Below are 22,741 nucleotides of genomic sequence, written 5' to 3'. Positions count from 1 at the left end.
CTCAATACGCAGTTTCTGGAGCTGGAATGAAAGGCTCCCCTCTGAAGTGGGCCGTATTGTCATACTTTTGGCAGCGAGCATAGGTCCCATCACACCCTGGCCAGATCACAAAGGAATCTCCTGGTGATACTGCGCGAGGCAAAGGATAGGCAAGCGTCATGACTCCACCCACAACATGCTGTTTCACCGTGCGCCGAGCACCCGCATTCAATCCCGAGGTAAATCGCAATTCTCCGCCATCAAAGTAACCTGCATCCTGTGTCAACGCAGTCAGGAGCCTTGACTGGGAACTCCCCGCCTGCAAAGCCCCAGTAACCTGATACTTTGTGCGAGACAAAGTACACCCCCCGTCAAAAATAGTACGATCACACGCAGGCTGGAACACAGCACGCGGAAACACCCGAGACAACTGTGCCAGCGTACTCTTCACCGTAATACTGATATCCTGCTCAATTTCCACCCCATCCACGGGGCCGGAAAAACGCATCACAGCACCAACAATCGACCCACCGGGTTGGGCGGCGTGGCCCCGATACAGCGTCACACTCGCCCCATCAAACGCACCATTCGCACAGGCTTCACGCCAGGGCAGGCCAAACAGAGTATCTTCATCCTTTGGGCGAATTTCCAGCTTCAAATCATCCGCGTCCAGGCCACGAGATACGCGCACACTGTCACGCTCAATCAAAGGACCACCGCCTTGATAAGTATTGCCATTGTATGAAACGGACAATCCAGCATTTGCATAACGCAGCACAGTGCCATCCATAAACAAAAATTCATACAAATCCACCGCCCAAAAATTGCGGGTTCCAAGCAAATCAATATGTGCCTTCGTAGTCGTAATCATGTTGGATACACCTTGCTGATAAACTCTACTTTCCCACTCTTCCACAATCCAGAGAAAATTTGCTCGAAGTCCAGCTTGTCGTCGGCAAACCGTACTGGAATCAGGTAATTTCCCGTCCAGCTCAACGCCGCTCCAGCTTCAGGAGCAGAGGTAAATTGCACCTGCCCCGTCGTGCCGATAACATAATCAGCTTGCTTGGTCAGTGCCACACCATCCTTCATGATCACAGGTGAGCCTGCTATTGCCCACACAGGCTCCAACCAAGTATTGATCGGGCGATTTAGCTGAAACAACGTGGCACTTCCGTCCCCCATGCCAAACTGTTGATTGCTTACCGAGTTGTACTCAGGATCCTGGAAAAGAAATGTGCCAAAACTACCCCGCTGGCTGTTGAAAAACGCCGCCAGAGTCGCCACTTCACCATCTGATGCACGTAGAATTTCAAATTGCAAAGAAAAGCGCCAACGTGGCCACGCCCGCTGCGCGATAGTGGTTTCAACTCCAGACCATGCTTCTTTGATACTTGTTTGCCATTCTGGCTGACGGTGAATAGCAATATCCATTCCTGGAAGTATAGGAAAAATGTTCATGCTCGATACCCATCCTTCACAGCTCCTTTCACGGCATCGGTAATTACTCGGCCATTATCGCGGAGCAGGCGTTTCACACTCTTGGCATCTACTGCAGAAATATGCACATGTGTATCTCCCCCCCCACCACCACCGTCACCCCCTGTTGCGATCATAGAACGCAGGGGATTGGCAATATGCGCAGGCAGCACCATTTCCTGCTCATGGAGTTGGGTCATGGGATTCACGCCAGCGGGAATGTCATACCCACCTGATGCGGACTTGACATTGCTGGCCAACGCAATAACGCCTGAAAACGCCGCCGCACTCGCTGCAATCGCCAAAACAGGACCTACATACGGTACCCCAACCATAGCCTTCCATGCCCCAGCCATCGCCTCCCAAGCAGAAGTAGTAATATTCTTGATCGCAGACGCAGCCCAGATAGCTACTGATTTTGCGGAAGCTGCAAGTTCTGCCGCCTCCCTGGTAGCAATCCCCGCCAATGTAGCTCCACTCTTGGATTCCTCACCCAACAACCACTCGACCGCCATTTTCTTGACATTACTAACAAACCATGAACGCACAGCAGAGACCGTATCCTTGTAAGCATTCTTCCACTTAAAATCACCCTTGATCATCTTATCGATGTGGGATTGCCACACGTTCCCTAGGTTCTTCTCCAAGTCTTTCATTGCTGTGGTAAGAAATTTGCCGCTGTCATTACTACCCTGCACCTTGATAGCTTTGAGCTTCTGCTGATGACCCAACTCCAGTTGCTCAACCTCTTTTGAAAGTTTATCGGCCTCCGCTTGATTACTATCCTTAGCCGCCAAGGCCATACGTTCCTTCAAACCTTTGAGCTTGATCTCATAGCGACGATTCTCAAACTGTTCCTCCAATTCAAGCATCTTTTTCTGATCAATGATTTTATTTTCAAGCTGAATTTTGGCAATACTCTCATCGATTTGAACTTCTCGTAAGGCATTTGCTTCTGCTTCAGTGGCCTTGCTGTCCTCGCCTTTATCGTCAGGCTGCTTCTTGCGGCCTGCAATTGCCTCCAATTCTTGCTTGTGGCTGATCTCCAGCAACATGATCTTCGCAAGAGCGCTCTTGTGGGCATCGGTCTTTTCCCCATATAATGCAGCTTCCTGCATGAGCGCCTTAAGCTCTATGGCATAACTCCGATTAGCAAACTCTTCTTTCTTTTCGAGAAGTTTTTCTTCAGTGATGAGTTTTAGCTCAAACTTCTTATTCTCCACTTCCTCTTCAAGCTTGATCTGCTTGAGAGAATCCCCCGTCTGAGCACTTTTTCCTCCCTCTCCTTTGCCACTTACCTTTTGCTTTTTGCCCTTGGTATTAGGCTTATCCGTAGGAGTAACAGTCGGCAGGAATACCTTTTCAATTTCACTATTAGTCTTTTGAGAGGATTCAACCATCTTTTTCATGGCTTCATCCCAGACTTGATTAATGCTATTGCAATGGCTCTGGAGGGCACTTTTAGCCCCAGAAAAATCGCCCCGAAGAGCCTTGCTAAAACTCTCTCCAAGCGCGACAAATATCTCCGACATGCTTTTGTTTGCAGCAACACAAACTTCCCATACCGTTACTACACCGTTGCGTAAATACCAGAACGCAGCAGTCAATCCACCCACTGCTCCACGAGTAACCGTCACTGCAGCCGGGCCAATAGAGGAAAACCAATCGCCCATTTCTGTCACAACAGGCATCACCACGTCCCCAATAGTCTTCTGAAGACCTTGGGTCACAGCATCCATGTTTTTCATGGATTCTTGATATTTCTCCTGCGCCTCAACATTTTCCTTCCCAACAACCAAGCCCAGACTTTCCTGCTGTTCACGAGCCTTCTTCAGGGTTTCATTGTTTAGCTGCATCAGACTGTCAGCTTCATTGATACTGATCCCGAGCAGCTTCTGGCATACTGCATTGCGATCCAGGCCCTCCTTATGCTGATTGATGACGGCAATAGCATCAACCAACACATCTTTCGCATCGCGCAAATGACCTGTCGAATCCCGAGTATGTATTCCCATGCCTTTCAAGGAAGACTCATTCTCATGAAGGGCCGAATTGATATTCTCTACTGACTTGACATAGCTTGATGAATCTCCATCAAGGCTTGAAATAGCAAACTTGAGTGTAGATGCCTCTGTTGTACTAATACCCAGCGTATGCCCAAGGTCAACCGATTCCTTAGTCATCTTCGCCGACATATCGGCAAACTGTTTCATGGCTTGATAAGCAGCCACAGCCATTTGTGCAAAAGCCGCGAACTGACCACCAACCAGCTTCAGAGCAGAAGATACGCCACCCGCAGCTGAACCGGTTTCACCCAATTGTGAACCAGCATTCCTCACGCCTGAGGCGGTAGACGTAATCTCTGTCCTTACCGATGTAGCCACCGTTTGTATAGAAGACAATTCAGTACTGCTCGACTGCGATGCTCTGCTCATAGTCGCCAACTGACTTGATGCAAGCTGTGCTGCATCACCAGCACCGGTGATCTGCCCTCGCGCAGATTGTGCACTTACTCCGACAGCACGCATTTGTTCGCTAGTTGAATTGGCCGTTGTCCGTGTAGACTCAAACTCAGTCTTCATGGTCACCACAGTCTGGGTCATCGTGCTCATCTGCGTTTTCGCCGCTTGTGCAGCATCGCCAGATCGGCGAACCCCTTCCGACAAATTGCCGGCCTCGCCACTGGAAGCTTCACCACAGGCCTCTGAGAAACTCTTGATGGACTCTACAAGCTCTCCGACCTTGGCTTCACTATCCCCTGAAACCACCTCAAATAGAGAGTTAAGTGACGAAACAACACCTTGGACAGACTCTCCAACTGAAGAACATGCTTCTTCACCAGCCTTGCCACCACCTTCAAGCGTTTCACCAACTTGGTCAAAAGCGTCTTTGACCTTGCCAGCCATCTCGGCAAATGATTCGTTAATGACGTCGTTGAGTTCTTTAACCTTTTCTCCAGCCTGTTCCAATGCCCCTTGTACTTCATTGGTATCCGCTGAAAGCTTAATCTCAATTCCGTTTTCTTCACTCATCAATTTTCAGCCCCTTAGCCTTCAACAAGGCTTCAAATGCATCGGCAGGCATCGGCGTGGCCGGGATCAAAGATTGATCCTGCAGGTCCTTGATGACAGGCTCCTGTTCTTTCGGCTTGATACCCAAATAGGCGGCCACCATCAGATGCAATGGTGGCAATTGCGCCCAATAACGATTCAATGCCTCCAGCCGAGGCAGATCGACGTTTTCGGCAACGTAATCCCACGTCCAGCCAGTCACGGCTATGACGTGGGCGTACAATTCACCCCAGTCCGTCAAACCCCCGGCTGAATTTCCCCCAACTTGTCGGCTTCCTCAGTACTGCGACGCTTCAGGCCGGAAATATCCATCACTGCTTCAAACACAATCGCCATATTGGCAACATCGATCAAATCAGCCACTTCATCACGCTTGAGATCCGGGTAGTTGCGACGCAGTGCAGAAAAAGCGGCATCAATCACAGTGGAAACCTGTGCCATATCGCTGACATCGCCACTAAAATTGGTAATGCGCGATTGCAGCTGTTCCAGAGCACCAAGCGCGATGGGTGGCACCACATAAGTTTGGCCACCCAACTCGACGGGAATCCCTTTTATTTTGACAATACTCATGAATTACTCCTGTACCCAGATAGTGCCAAGCTTGAAACCTGCTGCATCGGTAGAAGCGGAAAAATCAATTTCCGGAACACTGAAGTCATCGCTTTTTGCAGAGAACATATGCAACTTGGTTGATGTGATGGACTCCAACTCAACCAGACACTTCTTGCCCTGGTATTGTGCAAGGTAAGCAATCTTGATTTGCGGCGCCTGGCCCATTGCGATATTGTTAAGCGTAATCTGCTTGGCACTGGCCAGGGAATAGCTGTATGAATAGCTGCGATAGACCTGCAAGCCTGCATCGGCAGCGGCAAACACATAGTTACCGGAAGCATCCACACTGTACTGTCCGCTAACTGGCGAAGCTGCAACTTTCACCATGGTCTGACCATTGGCGTTGACTACACCCAGATCCTCGATGAAAGTACCGCTGTTCAATGGGGTAGTTGTAATCGTGTATGGCGTGGAGGAAGGAATAGCGATGCCGTTGGTATCAGCATACAGAGCTTTCATTGTGCCGGTGGCCATGTTGTTGCCAAAAAACAGGTTGTTCAAGGCCAGGCCATTGATCAAAGCGCCCTTCATTTTCCCGGTCGTCTTCACCTTGCCCATGGCCGTAGCAAGCGCATAACGATTCTGACCGTAAAATTCCTTGAGTTCACCCGAGAAGTCGAGCGAGAGTTCTTGCAGACCAGCAATGCGGATCGGCGTGGGATTAGTAATGACGTTACCCGCAGCATCGCGGATCATTTGGGCAAACAGCTCACCCGAGCCAAATGTCAATTGCATTGTATTACTCCTTGTAAGGAAAAATGTAGCCGCTGCATGCAGGTCAGCTAACTAGAATGACGACAGGCACAATGGCCACAGCCTGATCTCCCAGGCTACCTTCGTCGGTTTGGATTACCCCCTCGACCCGGCAGTGGGAAACACCCTCAACAGGCAAGGTACTGCGGCCTGTAATGGGGTTAAAATCACTTACCGCTACACATACTGAATCCAGCAGGGGATTAAGCACTACACCTGCCGGTATATCACCATCTGTACGCGCATAGAGATAGAACTTGGCGGTCATCCGCCAACGCGAAGGCTCACCAGTCAGCGTCACGACTTCTTCGCTGCCTTGCACCATAAAGAGAGCCGGTTGCGCAAGGCTATCCACATCGGCCCAGTGACGAAGACGTCGGCTGGCTGTCACAAATCCAGGGAGTTGTGACACACGCGACCATAGTGTGGAATAAATTGCTTCACGATTCATGATGAAATCACCTCGGCAATCCCCTCCTGCAAGGCATTAGTGAATATGCTTCGGGCCTGAGTCAGCGATACAGAAACGTCATTGGCAATACCTTTACCCTGCAAGCCCCGTCTTGCTTTGGCTTGAGCAAGTTTAGATTCCGGAGACTCCGCCGCTACAGCTTCCAGGCTGACAGGCAAGCTCAATTCACCGCAAACTTGGCTATGATCTGCGGCAACGCTTCGCAATTGGCTATCAAGGCTTGATGCTGTCTGTTGCATGCAGGCCTGTGAAATCTCCTGGATTCGTGAAGGTAGTTGCGCCAATCGCTCCAAGACCGCGTCATTTCCTGTAATAGATACCTGAATCATGTTTAGAACGCTGCGACAATACGATAGTTAGAAAGAATCCTGCGCGCAGAGGGTGTCAATTCATCGACAATATAGTTAATGGTCTCCCCAGCAAGTGCTTTGCTGCTGACATCCAGGTGATCACGGCGGCGAAACATCAACGCTACAGTCTCAATACACGCTTGCTGCATATCGGCAGGAATTGCTTCAAACCCTGCGGTGTAATCAACGCGCACGTTACTTATGCCAGATCGAAACACTAGATTTGTGAGTCGTATGGTGCGGCCGACAAGAGAAATTGCTTCTACAGGGGTCGATTGACCATCAATCGACACAGCCTCGACCGACTGAATAGGCGCATCTCGCAGAATCATGCAATTCGAGTTGTTTCCATTACGCCATTCGGTACGTGCCTCAAGCGTCAGCTTCCGCTGGCAGTAGTTCTCAATAGCCGCACTAGCACGCTCAATCAAGGCAACCAACAAAGCATCCTGAGACGCATTGGGCACAGCGCCCAAGCCCAGATAGGCCTTGACAGCATCCAAGGTGATCAGTGCAGTCATCGCAATCAGTCCGAGTCCGTCGATGCGGTTTTACGGGACCGGCTACGCACCGGTTTGTCTTCTGGTGCATTACCATAACCAAAGCCATACAATGTCAACGCAGCTTCGACAGGAACTGTAACAACGCCTTCTGCATCAACGAGGTATTCCTGCCCACCAAATGAGGCTGCGGTTACGCCATCTGGTGCCATCAGTTTGATAGTTTCCATATTGATCCTTACTGAAATGAAAACCCCGCACACGGCGGGGTTTATGGTTTAGACAGACGGCAATCAGCCGCCAATATTGGTGATCACACCGAGAGATGGCGGGAAATAGTGCTGCAGGACTTCATCTGCATAAACTCCATATTCATATTTTCTAGTCCGCAGAGGCCATTCAATCTGGTAGTAATCACGTCGGGTACGCACGCGACACATGTCCTGTACGCCATCCAGATACGCAGGCACGCGCGTGGTACGGAACAAAATGGTCCCCGAAGGCAGGTTCGGATGCACAATCAGATCAAGTACTTCACCGGTAATCGGGGAAAGATACTTACCCACATTGCGACCTGCCACTACATCGACAGCCGTGGCAGAATCCACCGTAAACATCACGTTCGGGTTGGCCGAACCCAGCACAAGATCCGTGATTTTCTTGAATTGACGCAAGTTCAAATAGATCTTGTCCGGTTGCAGGCGATACTTGTCATAGAAATTTGCTAACGCAGCATCGATTTCCACCACACGGCCGCTGCCAGCAGTAAGCGAAGTCCCAACACCGGGTGTGCCAGTAGAGAAGGTGTTGTAATACCCCCCGAGGTTGCTCTTACTGGCAATCGTCAACAAGCCATCAAACTCCAATGAACTGGTTGAGAAATCCGCAGCAGGCAAAGATGCTGCGGTCTGTGTACCAGTTGCCGGGGAATTTATGACAATTGAATTGATAGTAGTCACGGCTCCCAGCACCTCAGTCCCCGCCGCACCCCAATACCAAGCATAGGCTACCGCACCGCGCACCGGGGTGACAGAGGCTGAAACGGAAGCATTTGAGCCACTCACAGCCACGCTGGCTGCAGCACTCTTCTGTGCAGTACCCGCCCCTACCGTATCAGTACTGCCATCAGCATTGGTGCGCACAATCTGAGTACGGATCTGCGCATTGGCGGCATTGAATGCCCCCCCACTTTGTCCATTGTTGATGCCAGCGACATCCCAATAGGATTGCAACCCCAAAGCCACGCAGATCACAGACAGCGTTTGGGCACCGAGTGCCCCACCACTTGTGGAGGCACTCAGAGTTGGCGTGGGCGTTACTCCAAGCATGTTGGAGGTATTGCCTCCGAGCAGCAACATCTCCTCTTCAATCATCAAGCCTTCTAGCGTTTGGGCCACAGCCAGTGCTTTCACATCTTCAAACCCTTGTGCAGCATAGTCGGCCTCAAAGCTCACCGATTTTTCCAGACCAATCCCACGATAGGCGGCGAAATATTCCGCGCTGCTGTGTTGGGTTTGTGCACCTCGCTGCCCTTCACTGACCCCCGCACGTACCCGCGTGGTATTGATGCCGGTAATCGCCCGCCAGTTTGCCTGCGATGAGAACCCGCCTCCCACGCGAGGAATGGTATTACGTAGTGGGCATAGGACTGGGTAGAGCTTTCGAGACGGGGCTTCCAAGTCATAGCCCTGAATACCCGCCGTTGCGCTTCCAGGCTGGGTAAAGTTTTTGGCAATATCATTTGTTGCGTGAGCTTGAGAGGTTTTCACCAATTCCAACAGCTCATTCATCTTGATGGCGCCCATTGTTTCTCCTTTAAGTTGCCATTTGCATTTTTACATGCATCTGCCGGAATGCTCCGACGTTTGATCTCCCTCATGCAGACAGAAGGCGTTTCCCACTCTCGCAGCAATCACCAGCGGAGTGTGAAATCTCTTATCCAAAGCTTACCGGCCTTGCCTGCGCAGCCTTGACCAAAGTAGCCACCTCATCAGCCACACCATCGCTCTTCACGACCGGACGCGGGCCACGCGCCAGACCTATGCCATCTTCTGACTTACCCACGGCTACACCATGCAGTGCTACACGCGGTGACTCTGCCTTGGCGAGTAGATCGCTATGTTGCTTACGCAGTGTCATCAGCTCGGCAATAGAGGCTTTAAGCAAATCGTCCGCATCTGCATTGCGCGGCACGGCAATCGCTGCGGCCTTGGCAATCCGGGCTACGCGCTGGCGCTCGATAAGCGCACTTTTGCCAGACACTTCTTCCTTGACGTCCGGATCTTCCTGGTCTTGGCCTTCAGCACCTATGTCGTTTTCATCCTGTCCGATGTCTTCACGATCACACCCCAGCTCGGTCAGCGCATCCTGTACGCTTTGGCATGCCGCCATCAGCGCTTTCAATGCCTTTCGGGTTGAGCTGGACAATTCGGCCTGCGTATCGTCCTCGTTATTGACGGGCTCGGAATCTTTTCCCGCTACCTGTGTATCGGCCTTGAACATGGTGAATACTGCCTCGGGGTTGGCCGGGCGATCCACCAGCGAGACTTCGACCAAACGCAAACCAGTAATCAGATTTTTGTTGATCTCATCACGTGCTGTCACCTTGCCGCCAATCGAAAAACCCTTATACACACCGGATTCGACCTTCTTGACTGCAACGGGATCTACTACATGGGCGCCGAACCAAGTGCGCCCATCAGCCAGGACTTCAGCCTCAATCGCAGTACCCGCTGCAATCGGCTGATGCATTTCGCGTACTGCTCCGAACTTGAGATACTCTGGCAAAGCCGCTTTGATGGCCAAGGCACTGACTACTTCGCCGTCGGAATCGACCGTCTCTGTACTGGCATAACCCCAAACCTTAAGGGTGCCATCGTTCTGTTTCTCGGTTTTTTCAATTTTTGCGTATAAACGCATTTTCTATCTCCTAAATAAATGATGGAGTCAGGCTACAGCCTTAAATCTTTTTTGGCATCTTGTGGATACATCTTTGCCCATTGTGCGTCAGTCAGTGGTGGCAAGCCGATTTGGCTACGGGCTTCATCCGGATGCATGATTTTGGCACCCACATAACCAGAGAGAACCTGTTGTCGAACTTGTGGGCTGACGATGTCACCTTCTTGCCAAACGAATTCCAAATCCGGCTCGTCCAGACATTGCGCCAGCAGGCGATCAATGAGTGACTTTACCCACTGCTGCATCGGTGCAAGACCTTCCGCCAAGGATTGCTCACGATTGGTTTCTGCTACGGAACGATTGACCTGTGCTACAAATGGTGTGGCATCAATTGCAAAACAGTAGCAAACCACTCGGGCCAGCCATTCATCAAACATATCCTTAAGTGGAGGTTGTTTGACTTCATGGAAGTTCCTAGCTATTTCGCCGGGAACGAATTTGAGCTTACGACGGCTGGCCATGTCATCTGTGAGCAGCATATCCCAGTAATCTTGAAACTCACGAATCTGCTGTACCGACCAATCGCTCGGAACACCAGCCAGGGCATCCGGTACAGTGCCCTCGGTAAAGTAGTTCAGTGTGGAGATTTGACGCCGTAACGCAATATTGACGGTGTTGATCACCTGCTCCACAGGCGAGTATCCATATACCTTATGGGTACGAAGATTGCGGGGCTTGTAAATAAGTTCTTCTCGACTGTAGTCGACGACTGGCACACCTTTGAGGACTTGTTGGTAGGCAGCCCCTTCTTGCGGAGTACGCCCGGTGGCATCGATAATGCGCTTGATTGTTGCACCGTCAATCGGTTCCAGCGCATACAAACTACCACCATTCGTGCGCCTTACGTACACTGTGGGGGCATCAAGCACAAAGAGATCTTCAAGCAGCATGCGCAACCATTCGTCCCAGGTATGCTCACGGTCTGGCATCGAGAAAAACGTCTCTGCTTTACGGCAACGCGCATCTCCATGACTGCCGTCTTGGCGAACCCGGATCGACCACGGCAAGGCACAGAGTTGATCCTTTCGGGTCTCGATGACCAAACGTAGCAAATCGAAGTTATCGGCCAAGGCACGCAGTTGATCAAAACCAACAGCCTCTTCCGAACGAGGACGTATGCTGACGTTGTAACCTGTACGATAATCAAACTGCCGCCCCGCCACGCCTGCTTCCTCAGCCTGTTGCATATTCAATGCGGGGGCCATTGGCTGCATTGGGCCGAACCAGTCATTTGGTGCGGCACCTGTCAGGGCATAGCGCAGCCCGGTTGCAATGCGCGTAACAAGGCCTGGCTCAATGTTGGAGCCTTGTGTGTTGCGATATGTCATCTATCAATCCCTTCGTGATTGCGCCCGAATCCAGTCGAGCATGCCTGTGTTGGCGCCGATCAGTCCTGAGAATGCGCGGGCTAGTGCGTCTATCTGGTCGTCATGATTTCCATTCGGGAACAGCCGCATCTCGTTAATCAGCGCATCGTTCCACGCCGCACGCAGCATCAATACGTTGCCGACATTGATCTGAGCCGCCAGCGGTGTAGCGCGCGTGAATTTATCGCCACTCTCGGGCGAGCATTGCACTGTGTAGCCTGCCAAGGCACGCGTCAGGTAACGCACCTGTGTCTTGCCGGCTTGACCAGGATCTTGCGGAAGACTAATCCGTACTGCATAGCCATCGCGTTTGGCAGTAGCCAGCAACATGGCATCACGCTCTTCCGGCCCGCAGCGCACGCGCACCATGTCTGCAATCAGGTAGCGGCCATCGGGCAAACATCCAAGTTTGGCACCCACGGTGTAATCTCCCTTGGGACTGGCCGCCAAATCCCATCCGCGTAGCCATTCGATACGCTGAGCCGGCAGGGCATCAATGACTTCGATACGCTCGGGCTTGATGACTCCACCCTGGGGCGGCGCCGGTTGCTGCCGATATTGTCCGGCAAACGTGTAGGGCGCAACCTCTTCCATGCGCTGCAATGTCTCAGCGTCGTGCTTTTCTGGCCAGAGTGGAGTGCCATCGTCATTCCACACAGGCAAGCACAGATGTTCCCACACTTCACCATTGCCGCCTGCCAAAAGCCAACCCGCCAGATCGCGCTCATGCAATCGCTGCATGATTACGATGATGGGCATCTGTGGGCTATTCTTGCGGCTTTCCAGTGTATTTTGAAACCAGTCAATCACGCCTTGACGAATGACATCGGAACGTGCCTCATCCGCTTTATGCGGGTCATCTACAATGATTGCGCCGCCAAAACCTTCACGATGCTTGCCTGCACCAAATCCGGTAATTGCACCGCCTGCGCCGGTGGCATACATCACCCCACCCGCAGTGGTTTTCCAATGGTGCTGGGCGTGGCTGGAAAGTTGAAGATCAGGGAATATATCTGCATACGCCTCGTGCTGTACTAACTCGCGTATGTTGGCGCTGTTATGGATAGCCAATGGTGCAGAATAGCTGGTGTGGATGAATTCCGCATCCGGTGCCTGCCCCAGTGCCCAGGCGATAAAGTTGACAACAGCCAGCTCAGTCTTGGAGTAACGCGGCGGCATATTGATGATAAGACGCTTGCACTCGCCACGAAACACCCGCATGAGTGCATCGCACAAAATGCGATGATGCCGTGCACGCTGCCAGCGGTAACCCTTACGGCGCCAAAACATCCAACGTGCAAACTCATACAGATCTTGCCGCGCCCAGCCAATGGCGGCGAGCTGATCGGCGGGGCTAATACTTGTCGCGGACATTACGCACGGCCGCTTCCAGTTGTTCGGGGGTTACCATCGCATGTAACACCGCAGCTCCGCCCGGCCCACTCATTTCCACCGCTTGCATGACTTTGCCATAGCCACGGTCTAGCAGCTCACGTGCAGCGGCAATCCTTGCTGTCTCGCTCTCGGCGTGCGTCATCAGCTCGACCAAACGGGAGATAGCTTCTGCGCCATGCGTCTGGGCAAGCATGCGCAAATCTGCGCCAACGCTCTGCGCCACGCCCGCCGCGCGGCAGGTGGACTTTTTGCCTGTTGCCATGAGAATGCCTTGTTCTGGAAATGGAATCGGGGAATCAAACACCCGGCTACGCCGGGCGGGGTACGCTCTTTGGAACCCAAACAGCGTTAATAAAACAGACGTACAGAGATATGCGCGGAATCGCGCACAAAAGAAAACGCCCGGAACTCACAAGAGGTCCGGGCGCATTGATTAACACTATGGAATGAAGTATATCAGCGTACCTGGAGGGTAGCAAGAACTTTTAGGCGTTTTAAGTACGACATCCGATTAGCATCGCTAATAATACTTGGCCGCCCCTGCTATGTGTGGCTTCTGAAATTTCAGTCTTAAACGCATCACAGATGCGTGCTTGTGGTTAATCGATTAACCATCTACAGTGTAAACCTCATCGTTGGTCCACGAGGTAACTGAATGCTGTGGCTTGGAATTGTGATCGTCATGCTTGCAGGTTTTGTGCAAGGTGTAAGTTGTTTTGGCTTTGCACTGATTTCGCTCCCCATACTGAGCCAAATCTACCCTTTACAACTGGTCGTCCCACTCATTGTCTGCCTGAGCGCAGGAACGAATATACTGATCTTGAAAAACTGCTGGCGACAGATTGGATTGCAAACCATCCATCTACTGATAATCTCCAGCCTGCTTGCGGCCCCACTTGGCACACACCTTCTCCTCTGGATGAAAGCAGATGCGCTCAGGCTTGCAGCTACCACCTGTATCGCAGGTTTTGCTCTATTACAATTGCGCGGCAAGCAATATCCCATTCGTCGCCCGCGCCTTGCGCTTCTGAGTGTAGGTGCCTTGAGTGGCGCTTTGAATGCCAGCATCTCGCTGAGTGGCCCACCTGTGGCACTATTCCTGAACAATCAGGACACACCCAAAGACCGCTTTCGTGCATGTATCACTGCCTACGCATTGATTCTAAACTTGGTCACACTTGCCAGCTATCAATTCAACGGGCTACTCACTCCAGCATTTTTTGAACAGTTGAAGTGGTTGATTCCAAGCATGCTGCTTGGCACCTTCATTGGAGGAAGATGTGCCAGTTACTTCAGCGAGGCGTGCTTTAAACGCAGTGTATTAATGATGGTTATTCTTTTAGCAATTATCGGAATGAGTCATGCGCTCTATTCCCTGCTACCCAGCCTATTGAGCACCCACTATGGGTAATCATCTTGTGCTTATAGACGAGCGGCCAAGACAGCGGATAGATTGTCAAAACTTTGTATCTGCTTTAGCAGACTCTGCGCATCTTGGAGAGCGATGAGGTTCTTGCTTACGAAACTTTATGCCAGCGAATCATTCATCAGCGTGTCCAGCAACAAAAACTCATGTTTACATGCCGGGCAAGTCGCTTTGCCGAAAAGTGCCTTGACGCCCTCCTTCAAACTGAGCTGATTGGGAATTTTACCCAGTACTTGCACCACCCATTGATACGCTTCGTGATACGTGGACTCAGCGGGTTCGCCAGCAACAACCGGCAGACGTTCTGTGTCGGGAAAAACCACGGGGTCTTCTGCTGCCACCGTCAGCCCGTGCAATGCAGGCCAGATGTAGAGGTCCACCTTACATGTCGGGCAGGAAGTGGAGAATTCCTCGTCGGCAAATCCATCCAACACTCGTGCCAATCCTGGGTGACCAGCAAAGGCTGCCGCTGCTTTGAGTAGATAGAGGGCGCAGGAACTATTGCTGAATTCTCGTAGCGTGGCCAAGGTAAGCACTAATGCTTCTTCAAAAAATGCCTTTTTGATGTATGGAGTGTAAAACTCTGGAGTAAATTCCGCACTCTCACAAATAGCCCCCGCAAGCGTGAGCACGTCCACCTTGAATTCGGGCAAATCCTCGATTTGTACAGCCTGGGCAATTTTCAGCAGATGCGGGAGCGCCGCCACCGACCCTGTATAGATGGAGCCCTGGTGGCAGATGTAGGAAAATAGGTCGTCCAGCGGCTCGGCACGCCCAGCGTAAAGTTCCTCCAGCATGGCCGGCACTTCACTCGCCGTGCCATATGCTGTTTGCAGCTCAGCCCATTGGGGTGAATCCAGATCGATCATCTCAAAGGCCCTAACAAAGCAATCCTGGCACTGCAACGCGCTGGGCGCATCACAGACATGGAATTGATTTTGCGGGGATACCGAATTTTTGTCCATCCCCCGATTGTCGGCCAGCCAAAACCACAAGAAAAAGCGCCAGGATTTTTTGGAGCAATCCGGGCGCAGCGTCATATGCTATGCCCATTACTATAGCAGGCTTTTGTTCAAGACACGCCCTGCTGATACTTGTGCCAAACGTACAGCCCGCTTCGTTTGCGTCGAAGCGGCGCATCACCTAGGGATTGGCGGATCACCCACCCCAAAGGACAGTGATTCCCTAGCAAACCAGTATAAGATTCAAAGGAAGTGGATTCCACCCTAAAGGGCGTAACCGCCCCGCAAGACCAGTCTGAAAGGATTGAGGAGAGCCCGATGAAACCGTGGTCCATTCTAGCCTTTCTGCTGCTGTTGCTAGCACCGCCAAGCGTGCAGGCACAGCGGACCTTAGAATTGGTCACCTTCGACTACCCACCTTACATCATAGAAGAGAATGGCCAGGCCAAGGGCCCGGTGGTAGACGCGATCCGGGAAATCTTCAAGCGCATGCACCAGGGCACAACCATCCGCTTCTACCGTAGCCAACGTGCACTGTTGCTGATGGAGATGGCCAAAGTAGACGGGATGTTCACACTCAAGAAAACGCCTGAACGCGACCAAAGCATGCTATTCCCGGGCGAGGCTCTATTGGAGCAAGAGTATGTCATCTTCGTACCCCGTGACTCCAAACTGAATTTCGATGGCAATCTCGCTTCGCTCCAGAACATTACTTTGGGCGTGGCTGAAAAGGTTTCCTACGGCGCACGATTTGACACCGCAGTAGCCCAAGGAGCCTTCCCGCACCTGGAGGTGGCTTACAGTTTCGAACTCAATTTCAAGAAGCTGCTTGCAGGCCGGATGGACGCCCTGATCAGCAGCCGTACCATGGGTACGGCAATGTTGCGGCGCCTGGGCGGGCTTGAGCAATGCAAGGTCATAGGGCCACCTGTCGAAGTCGTTCCCAGTTACTTCGCGTTCAGCCGCAGACTTGGCAACGAAGAGCTGGCCAAACAATTCGACACCGTTGTACGGGCCATGAAAAAGGATGGCAGCCTCAAGCAGCTCCTTGAACTGCAATAAACGGTACGCACCAATTCTGAGAAGACCCAATCGCGGGCTCTAACCCCTACCATTTGTCACCCACGCATGAGATCATCTCCTCATGCGTCCAGAACCGGGACTCAACGCTCCTGCTGGCACGCATCAAAGGCCCACCCACTCAGCCCCCGGGATGAAACGCAGCATGAAGACGCGGCCATTGATCGCATGTATCGCCCTGTTCGGCGCTCTTGTGGCGCCTTGTACCCTGGCACAACCGCTGGAACTGGCCACGTTTGATTACCCTCCCTATATGGTTGATGGGAACGGCGGCCACAAAGGTATGGCCATTGATATCGTCAACGCAGTCTTCAAACACATGCAGCTCAATACTCACCTGCAGTTTTTCCCTGCACAGCGGGCAATGATGATGGAGATAGGCAAGGTCGACGCCATCTTCACCATCAAGAAAACCAACGAACGGGAAGCCATTTTGTATTTCCCCCGTGAGCCACTCTTCACGCAGGACTTTGTCATTTTTGTCCACAAAGACTCCACACTGAAATTCACGGGAGACCTGGCCTCCCTTAACCAAGTATCCATCGGCATCGTCAACAATGCCTCCTACGGCCCACGCTTCGATGCCGCCGTTGCCAAAGGCACTTTCCCCCGCCTGGAACTTGCCAACGACTTTGAACAGAACTTCAGAAAACTCCTCGCCCACCGCATGGAGGCAGTCGTCAGTAGCCGCGCTGTGGGCATCGCCATGTTACGCAAACTTAGGGCGCTTGATCAGGTCAAAGTCAGTGGTCCATCGGTGGAAGAACTCCCCAGCTATCTGGCTTTTCGCCGCACGCCCGTCAACAGCACGCTATCAAAACGCTTTGATGAAAGCATGCGTATCATGAAGGAAGATGGCAGCCTTGCCAAAATCCTCAAGCGATACGGGCCCCTTGGCTAACGATGTGCATTGGGCCACACGCGGGCCATACCCACATACAGGATAAGTTGCAAGGTGCCCAGGGCTACATCGCCCACTATGGCAAGTGGGTACAGCGCATAAGCGCCGATCTTCTTACCTGTATTGGAGTATTCCACCACAACCCTACCCGGCATGTTCAGGCGTGAAGAAGAAATAATACCTTTGTCATCCGCCATATAAAGCATCGGGCTGTGCTGTGCGCCCCCCGGCACTTCACTGGCAGGGGTGACAAAAATGTAAGCGCGTCCGCCTTGCGGCCCCAGTTGTGCCAACACTTCAGCGTTGCTGAGTGCATGCACATTCTGCTGCTGCAGCACGATAATGCGATGCCCTGGCCCGCCGGGTTGCGGGCGTACCTGTGCCGTGCACGGGGCTGCCAGGCGCGCGTCAGCAACCTTGTCTTCCACGCTCACTGGCTGCAGATTCTGCTGGGGCAGGCGAAAATCCACCATTGCGTAATACAGGCGCTGGCGCCCTACCTCCTGTGGCGAATCACCTGCATACACCACACACAAGGGCTGCACGGGTGCATCGTCAAACACCGGCATCGTATAGCTATACAGCATGTAACTTTCGCGCCGCTGGCTCTTGTTGATCATCTGCTGCACATTCCCACTGAAGCCTTCATCCATGCTGGCACAACCAGCCAATAGCGTGGCAAGGCAAAACACGACAACAGCGAATATAGGCACACTGCGAGCAAGACGCATCAAAAGTTCCACACCAGTACGGTACGCAAACGATCATCCCCGCCGATGCATGGGGTGTCAAGGCTTGCACGAGCAGCTTGCTCCACTGATTCAAGACCTAAACCGCTATCTACCAACACAAGCACCTCCACTCATCCATTAGCACGTAAAAAATATAAATAGGACTTGATGTTACCGATATCACAACTAAAATATCTTGGCCAACATGGCAAACAATAACCAGACAGGAGACATCCATGTTCCATGCACCAGCCCGCCAAGGGTTATGGGCGCTTGCGCTCGCCTGCTCGCTCTACAGCCTGCCCGCGTACTCGGTCAGCAGCACCGCGACCCGCCCGCAATTGACCAGTTCCAGCGCAGCCAACTACACCGTGGCCAAGTACATGGCCCAGGCAGGCACGCTTGGCTCACTGACTACCGACAACTGGGACCCCAGCAGCGGCGTGGGCGCCATCAGCAGCTTTACCGCCAACTATGCCGTTGCGGCGGACGGTAGCGCGACCTACAAGACAATCCAGGCAGCCATCAACGCAGCCGTATCGGCTGGGGGCAGTGCACGCAAATATATCAGTGTGAAGGCAGGTACCTACAAGGAAGTGGTCTGCGTCCCATCCTCCGCACCGCCCATCACGCTCTATGGCTTGGATGCCACCTCCGGCAACACCGTGATCGTATTTGGCAACGCCAACCTCACCCCAAAGTCCTCTGGCACGTCCACCCACGCCTGCGTGGGCAACGCCTCGGCTACTACCGTAGGAACATTGGGCAGCGCCACTTTCAATGTGGCGGCCTCTAATTTCCGGGCCCGTAACCTCAGCTTCAAAAACAGCTACGTAGAAGGCACCTACAGCGGCAGCAACCAGTCTGCACTCGCCTTGGCTGTTCGGGGTGACAAGGCCATCTTCGAGAACGTCAGCATCACTGGCAACCAGGATACGCTCTACATCGGCGGCTCCAGCTATACCACCGTCATTCGCGCCTACTTCAAGAGCAGCTTCATCCAGGGCGACACCGATTTCATCTTCGGCCACGGCACCGCCGCCTTCAATGGCTGCACTATCCAGTACACCGGCGCCCGGCTAGGCTCTGGCACTGCGAGCTACATCTTCGCCCCCAGCACTCGACCAGCCAACACCTACGGCTTCCTCGTCATCAACAGCACGCTCAACTACGCCGGCAGCGTTGCCAGCAGCAGCATCTATCTTGCCCGTGCATGGGATGAGGGCATTGGCAGCCTTTCAAATTATGTCAATGGCGCATCACCCAATGGTCAGGTCACCGTTCGAGACAGCAGCATTGCCGGCCATATCCGCCTGACTGCCCCATGGGGTAGCTCCACCGCCGGGCGCGCCTACTGCTCCAGCGGGTGCACCTATTCACCCAACCGCTTCTACGAATATAACAACAGTGGTGCGGGTAGCGGCAACTGATATACAGACTTGAGCAACACCCAATCAATGCCAACAGCATTGATTGGGTGATCTGCCACTAAACAGCCAGCGCAGCAATTTCGCTGGCACTCAATGCGCCACTGTAGATCCGCAAATCCTGCATACGGCCGTTGAAGTACGGGTCCGACGCATACTGCGCACGCCCCAGCCAGTTCTGCGTAGTATTGCCCAGTTGGAAGGGCGCCAGATCAATCGCCGTATTGATCGCAGTCGCAGCCGCTACCCCATCCACATACAACGTCCCAGTCGTACCCGACAATGTCAGCACCAGATGCACCCATTTGCCTGCGCTCAACGCACTGCTTGCCGTGATGCTCTGCTCACCAAAATTGGTCGTCCCCGTCACCGTCGCCCGCAGGGCCCCGGACCAATCGGCTGCGAACAGGCACCAATAGGCAATATCGCTGGAACCAAAATCAAAGATGCGGGAGCCTTTTGTCACACTGTTGGCATACACCCAGAGTGCCACTGTAAAATCCCCCAAGCCGGATAGCACACCATTTGGCAGCGCCAGATAGCCGCTACTACCATCCAACGACAAGGCTTTACTAGTGCTGCGCCCAGCCCCCCAAGCGGCTCCCCCGTTGAGCGTGGCATTCAGCCCGTTACCACTGCTATCGGCAGCAGTTGTGCCACTCCCTTCATTCAACGGCAAATGGAGAATCAACTCGCCCGGCAAAACCACCCGCACAACATTCGATGATCCGGTCTCGCCACTTGCAGTGCTACCCGTCACCACATAATACCAAGTGCCCTGACCCGGTGAATCCGTATGAGTACGCGGATCAGTATTGCCATGAGCAACCGTGGTAAACGGCCCGGCAGCAGACACTCCACGTTTGACATTATATGCTGTCGCGTTGGCGCAGCCCCACCACGACAGCAGCACCGCTCCCGCAGTGGGATACGCCCTCAACCCGGAAGGTGGCATCTGGGTAGCAAGCGCATCACGCGAATAGGCCAAGGTGCCAAAGCTGAGCTGATCACCATTCGTATTATTACCTTCAGGGCGCAAGTGAGCTGCCATTGTCGCCACCCAAGGTGCATCAACGCCCTTGCGGTGCACATAATGGTTGTAGATCGACTCCCAGCACGGACGCAGATTCGGTTGCCCCGAAGAGGATACCGATGTCATCGTTCCCTGCCGATTGCTATACGTAGAAAACGGTAATGTATAGTAGGCGCCGCTGGCATCCTGCAAATTGGATTTAGCCACGTACTCTGCGCCTGCCAGAAAACGGTTATTATCATAACCATACAAATCATCACCCTGGTTCCAGGCCATTTCGCACAGAGCAGCGCAGCAACTGATACTCAAGGTGGAATGCCCCTGGTCACGCCCACTTTCCTGCCACTGGCCAACATGCCCCGGATGGAACCTGTAGACCATGTGTGCGGCTGCACCATTGCCACGGCCCGTTTTGAAATAGCTGATGGCTTCGTTATAAATATCGCGCCGGTCGCAAAACACACCCATTGCCAAAATCCCGGCCATGGTCAGCAGATCCCATGATGCCCAGTAATTCGTGATGTTTGAGCCATTGTGGTTGAGCAGGAAATCATGGCTCAAAGGGTAGAAAAGTGTCAGCAGCCATTGCTGGAATTTCGTCACATCCGCAGTGGCCCAACCTGAATAGCTGCGCATGATTTCCGCCGCGTTGGCCCACTGATAACCATACAGACCCGCCGCAATGAAACGGTCTGCATTACCGGTGAGCGTCGTCATTGTTGAAGACCATGCATTCAGAAATTTCACTGCCTGCTCGGCATAAGCAGAATCCCCCGACACCTTCCAGCGCAATGCGGCCTGATAGGTACGCTCCATGTCATACACCATGGTGGCAAAATTCTGATCTGTACCGCCCCGGATAATGGTGACCTGCGGATTGGGGCTTTGCCCCAAGGCAGAATAACCACTTGAGGTCAGCGCGGCCCAGCCCTGTGTCCACGGCTGCTCGCCTGTCGCAATCTTGGCACGCATGCGGGTAAAATCAGCCTCAGTATGCAACAAGCCTGGATGGGTGAATCCTGCCGAGGAATCCAGACTCAGTGATGAACCGTCACTGCTTCCACCGCCACCGCAACCAGGCAACAACCCCAGCCAAGGCAGACTGACAAGCCCTTGCAACAACAAACGGCGCTGTGCAGAAGAGGGTGAAGCGTTTTGGGGTAATTCTGAATGAGTCATTTTGTTTACCGGCAAAGAATGCATAGGCAGGCCAGTTGCAGCCCGGCTGACAGATCGGTGACAAATATAAGCGATCAGTCACGCATTTGCCCCTAAGGGTATATTTCTACCCGACAAGCGGTGCCCACACATACAGCCTTCACACGGCGACACACATTGCCCACAAAGCGGTATGGCAATTATGGATAGGCGGCCTAAGCTGATTTGAGGAACGCTACAGCACCTTGCATTCAGCATGTCTATTCGTGTTACCGCCTCTGAAATCCACGTAAAAGAAAGGATAGCTTCCACCATGCACCTCAAAACCCTATTCACTGGCCTCTATCTTGGCCTACTCACCCTCATCTTGCCAGCATCAGCCCAAAACAAACCTCTGACTCTGGTCAGTTTTGACTACCCACCCTTCATGAACGTGCAAGAGGGCAAACCAGCCACAGGGTTAATGATTGAGGTTATCAACGAAGCCTTCAAGCGCATCGGCAAACCTTATAAAATGGAGTTTTACCCGTTGGCACGAGATTTCCAGATGCTGGATGCGGGTGAGGCCGATGCGCTTTTCACCGTGAAGAAAACTCCAGAACGCGAAACCAACTACCTGTTCCCAAAAGAATCGGTACTCTCCCAGGACTATGTGTTCTTCGTCCTGAAGGATTCTCCGGTAGAATTCAAGGGTGATTTGAAATCGCTGGCCAATGCTTCAATTGGCGTAGTCAACAAGGTCTCTTATGGCAGCGTATTTGATGCTGCCGCCCAGCGCGGGGACTTCAAAAAGCTGGAAGTTGCCCCCACCTATGAGGCAAACTTCAAAAAGCTCCTGGCCAAACGCATGGATGTAGTCGTCTGTAGCCGCATTCCGGGCTTCGCCTTCCTCAAGGAATTGAATGCCACCCAGCAGGTCAAGGTCATCGGCCCACCGATTGAAACCACGCAAAGCTACATCATGTTCAGCAAAAAAGCGGGGCCGGCCCTTGTCGCCGAGTTTGACAAGGCCATGGCTGCCATGCGCAGTGATGGCACCAGAGCAAAACTGGACAAGAAATATTCCGAATAGATTTCTCCTTTA

The 22,741-nt window shown here is 52.8% G+C and carries 23 protein-coding genes; 5 read left to right on the top strand and 18 right to left on the bottom strand.

The genetic code is table 11. From position 1 onward, the window contains the following. Position 1 precedes the first annotated feature (1 nt). The 15 genes from B145_RS26675 to B145_RS0121865 all read right to left on the bottom strand — a co-directional run bounded on the left by B145_RS26675 (position 2) and on the right by B145_RS0121865 (position 13,201). A complete protein-coding gene (locus B145_RS26675; protein ID WP_018610255.1) occupies positions 2-850 on the bottom strand; it encodes a DUF2163 domain-containing protein in 849 nt (282 codons plus the stop codon). Beyond that, entirely contained in the window at positions 847-1,440 is a 594-nt protein-coding gene (locus tag B145_RS0121930) for a DUF2460 domain-containing protein (RefSeq protein WP_026259378.1), read from the bottom strand. Before B145_RS0121930 ends, B145_RS26675 begins: the two co-directional genes overlap by 4 nt. Then, positions 1,437-4,490, bottom strand: a complete 3,054-nt coding sequence (locus tag B145_RS0121925; protein WP_018610253.1) for a phage tail tape measure protein — start codon at positions 4,488-4,490, stop codon at positions 1,437-1,439. Before B145_RS0121925 ends, B145_RS0121930 begins: the two co-directional genes overlap by 4 nt. Beyond that, positions 4,483-4,770 carry a hypothetical protein gene (locus tag B145_RS0121920; protein ID WP_018610252.1) on the bottom strand — a complete coding sequence of 96 codons (288 nt, stop codon included), beginning with the start codon at positions 4,768-4,770 and terminating at the stop codon, positions 4,483-4,485. The genes B145_RS0121925 and B145_RS0121920 overlap by 8 nt, the downstream gene beginning before the upstream one ends. After that, entirely contained in the window at positions 4,767-5,102 is a 336-nt protein-coding gene (locus B145_RS0121915; protein ID WP_018610251.1) for a hypothetical protein, read from the bottom strand. Before B145_RS0121915 ends, B145_RS0121920 begins: the two co-directional genes overlap by 4 nt. A gap of 3 nt (positions 5,103-5,105) precedes the next feature. Further along, a complete protein-coding gene (locus B145_RS0121910) occupies positions 5,106-5,879 on the bottom strand; it encodes a major tail protein (RefSeq protein ID WP_018610250.1) in 774 nt (257 codons plus the stop codon). A 43-nt stretch (positions 5,880-5,922) separates the two neighbouring features. After that, positions 5,923-6,348: a hypothetical protein gene (locus B145_RS0121905; RefSeq protein WP_026259376.1), complete on the bottom strand. Its 426-nt coding sequence runs from the start codon at positions 6,346-6,348 to the stop codon at positions 5,923-5,925. Then, positions 6,345-6,698, bottom strand: coding sequence for a hypothetical protein (locus B145_RS26670; RefSeq protein WP_033407906.1), 354 nt, complete (start codon positions 6,696-6,698; stop codon positions 6,345-6,347). The genes B145_RS0121905 and B145_RS26670 overlap by 4 nt, the downstream gene beginning before the upstream one ends. 2 nt (positions 6,699-6,700) lie before the next feature. Next, positions 6,701-7,240, bottom strand: a complete 540-nt coding sequence (locus B145_RS27870) for a phage head-tail connector protein (RefSeq protein ID WP_018610248.1) — start codon at positions 7,238-7,240, stop codon at positions 6,701-6,703. Between the two features lie 5 nt (positions 7,241-7,245). After that, a complete protein-coding gene (locus B145_RS26660) occupies positions 7,246-7,449 on the bottom strand; it encodes a hypothetical protein (RefSeq protein ID WP_018610247.1) in 204 nt (67 codons plus the stop codon). A 63-nt stretch (positions 7,450-7,512) separates the two neighbouring features. Beyond that, positions 7,513-9,024, bottom strand: coding sequence for a hypothetical protein (locus tag B145_RS0121885; RefSeq protein WP_018610246.1), 1,512 nt, complete (start codon positions 9,022-9,024; stop codon positions 7,513-7,515). A 130-nt stretch (positions 9,025-9,154) separates the two neighbouring features. Further along, positions 9,155-10,138 carry an HK97 family phage prohead protease gene (locus tag B145_RS28895; protein WP_018610245.1) on the bottom strand — a complete coding sequence of 328 codons (984 nt, stop codon included), beginning with the start codon at positions 10,136-10,138 and terminating at the stop codon, positions 9,155-9,157. Positions 10,139-10,170: 32 nt separating this feature from the next. Further along, positions 10,171-11,505: a phage portal protein gene (locus B145_RS0121875; protein WP_018610244.1), complete on the bottom strand. Its 1,335-nt coding sequence runs from the start codon at positions 11,503-11,505 to the stop codon at positions 10,171-10,173. A 3-nt stretch (positions 11,506-11,508) separates the two neighbouring features. Further along, positions 11,509-12,918, bottom strand: coding sequence for a phage terminase large subunit (gene terL / locus B145_RS0121870; RefSeq protein WP_018610243.1), 1,410 nt, complete (start codon positions 12,916-12,918; stop codon positions 11,509-11,511). After that, positions 12,899-13,201 carry a hypothetical protein gene (locus B145_RS0121865; protein WP_018610242.1) on the bottom strand — a complete coding sequence of 101 codons (303 nt, stop codon included), beginning with the start codon at positions 13,199-13,201 and terminating at the stop codon, positions 12,899-12,901. The genes terL and B145_RS0121865 overlap by 20 nt, the downstream gene beginning before the upstream one ends. 393 nt (positions 13,202-13,594) lie before the next feature. Between B145_RS0121865 and B145_RS0121860 the strand changes: the two genes are divergently transcribed. Further along, the gene (locus B145_RS0121860; protein WP_018610241.1) at positions 13,595-14,350 is read left to right on the top strand and encodes a sulfite exporter TauE/SafE family protein; all 756 of its coding nucleotides are present in this window, start codon (positions 13,595-13,597) and stop codon (positions 14,348-14,350) included. Positions 14,351-14,466: 116 nt separating this feature from the next. Here B145_RS0121860 and B145_RS27865 read toward each other — a convergent pair whose 3' ends face one another. Beyond that, positions 14,467-15,405, bottom strand: a complete 939-nt coding sequence (locus B145_RS27865; RefSeq protein ID WP_018610239.1) for a hypothetical protein — start codon at positions 15,403-15,405, stop codon at positions 14,467-14,469. A 240-nt stretch (positions 15,406-15,645) separates the two neighbouring features. Between B145_RS27865 and B145_RS0121850 the strand changes: the two genes are divergently transcribed. Next, on the top strand, positions 15,646-16,389 hold the full coding sequence (locus tag B145_RS0121850; protein WP_018610237.1) for a substrate-binding periplasmic protein: 744 nt from the start codon (positions 15,646-15,648) through the stop codon (positions 16,387-16,389). Positions 16,390-16,552: 163 nt separating this feature from the next. Next, positions 16,553-17,308 carry a substrate-binding periplasmic protein gene (locus B145_RS0121845; protein WP_018610235.1) on the top strand — a complete coding sequence of 252 codons (756 nt, stop codon included), beginning with the start codon at positions 16,553-16,555 and terminating at the stop codon, positions 17,306-17,308. Here B145_RS0121845 and B145_RS0121840 read toward each other — a convergent pair. Continuing rightward, positions 17,305-18,039: a hypothetical protein gene (locus B145_RS0121840; protein ID WP_018610234.1), complete on the bottom strand. Its 735-nt coding sequence runs from the start codon at positions 18,037-18,039 to the stop codon at positions 17,305-17,307. The genes B145_RS0121845 and B145_RS0121840 overlap by 4 nt on opposite strands. 236 nt (positions 18,040-18,275) lie before the next feature. Between B145_RS0121840 and B145_RS0121835 the strand changes: the two genes are divergently transcribed. Beyond that, positions 18,276-19,469 carry a putative acyl-CoA thioester hydrolase gene (locus B145_RS0121835; RefSeq protein ID WP_018610232.1) on the top strand — a complete coding sequence of 398 codons (1,194 nt, stop codon included), beginning with the start codon at positions 18,276-18,278 and terminating at the stop codon, positions 19,467-19,469. Positions 19,470-19,527: 58 nt separating this feature from the next. On the opposite strand, the gene B145_RS0121830 is transcribed toward B145_RS0121835, so the two are convergent. Next, entirely contained in the window at positions 19,528-21,678 is a 2,151-nt protein-coding gene (locus tag B145_RS0121830) for a LamG-like jellyroll fold domain-containing protein (protein ID WP_157288582.1), read from the bottom strand. Between the two features lie 292 nt (positions 21,679-21,970). Between B145_RS0121830 and B145_RS0121825 the strand changes: the two genes are divergently transcribed. Next, positions 21,971-22,729, top strand: coding sequence for a substrate-binding periplasmic protein (locus tag B145_RS0121825; protein ID WP_018610228.1), 759 nt, complete (start codon positions 21,971-21,973; stop codon positions 22,727-22,729). Positions 22,730-22,741 lie beyond the last annotated feature (12 nt).

Source organism: Uliginosibacterium gangwonense DSM 18521 (genome assembly GCF_000373965.1).
GTDB lineage: Bacteria > Pseudomonadota > Gammaproteobacteria > Burkholderiales > Rhodocyclaceae > Uliginosibacterium > Uliginosibacterium gangwonense.
Note: the sequence above shows the minus strand (reverse complement) of the source record. Positions and strands in the feature narration are given on the sequence as shown.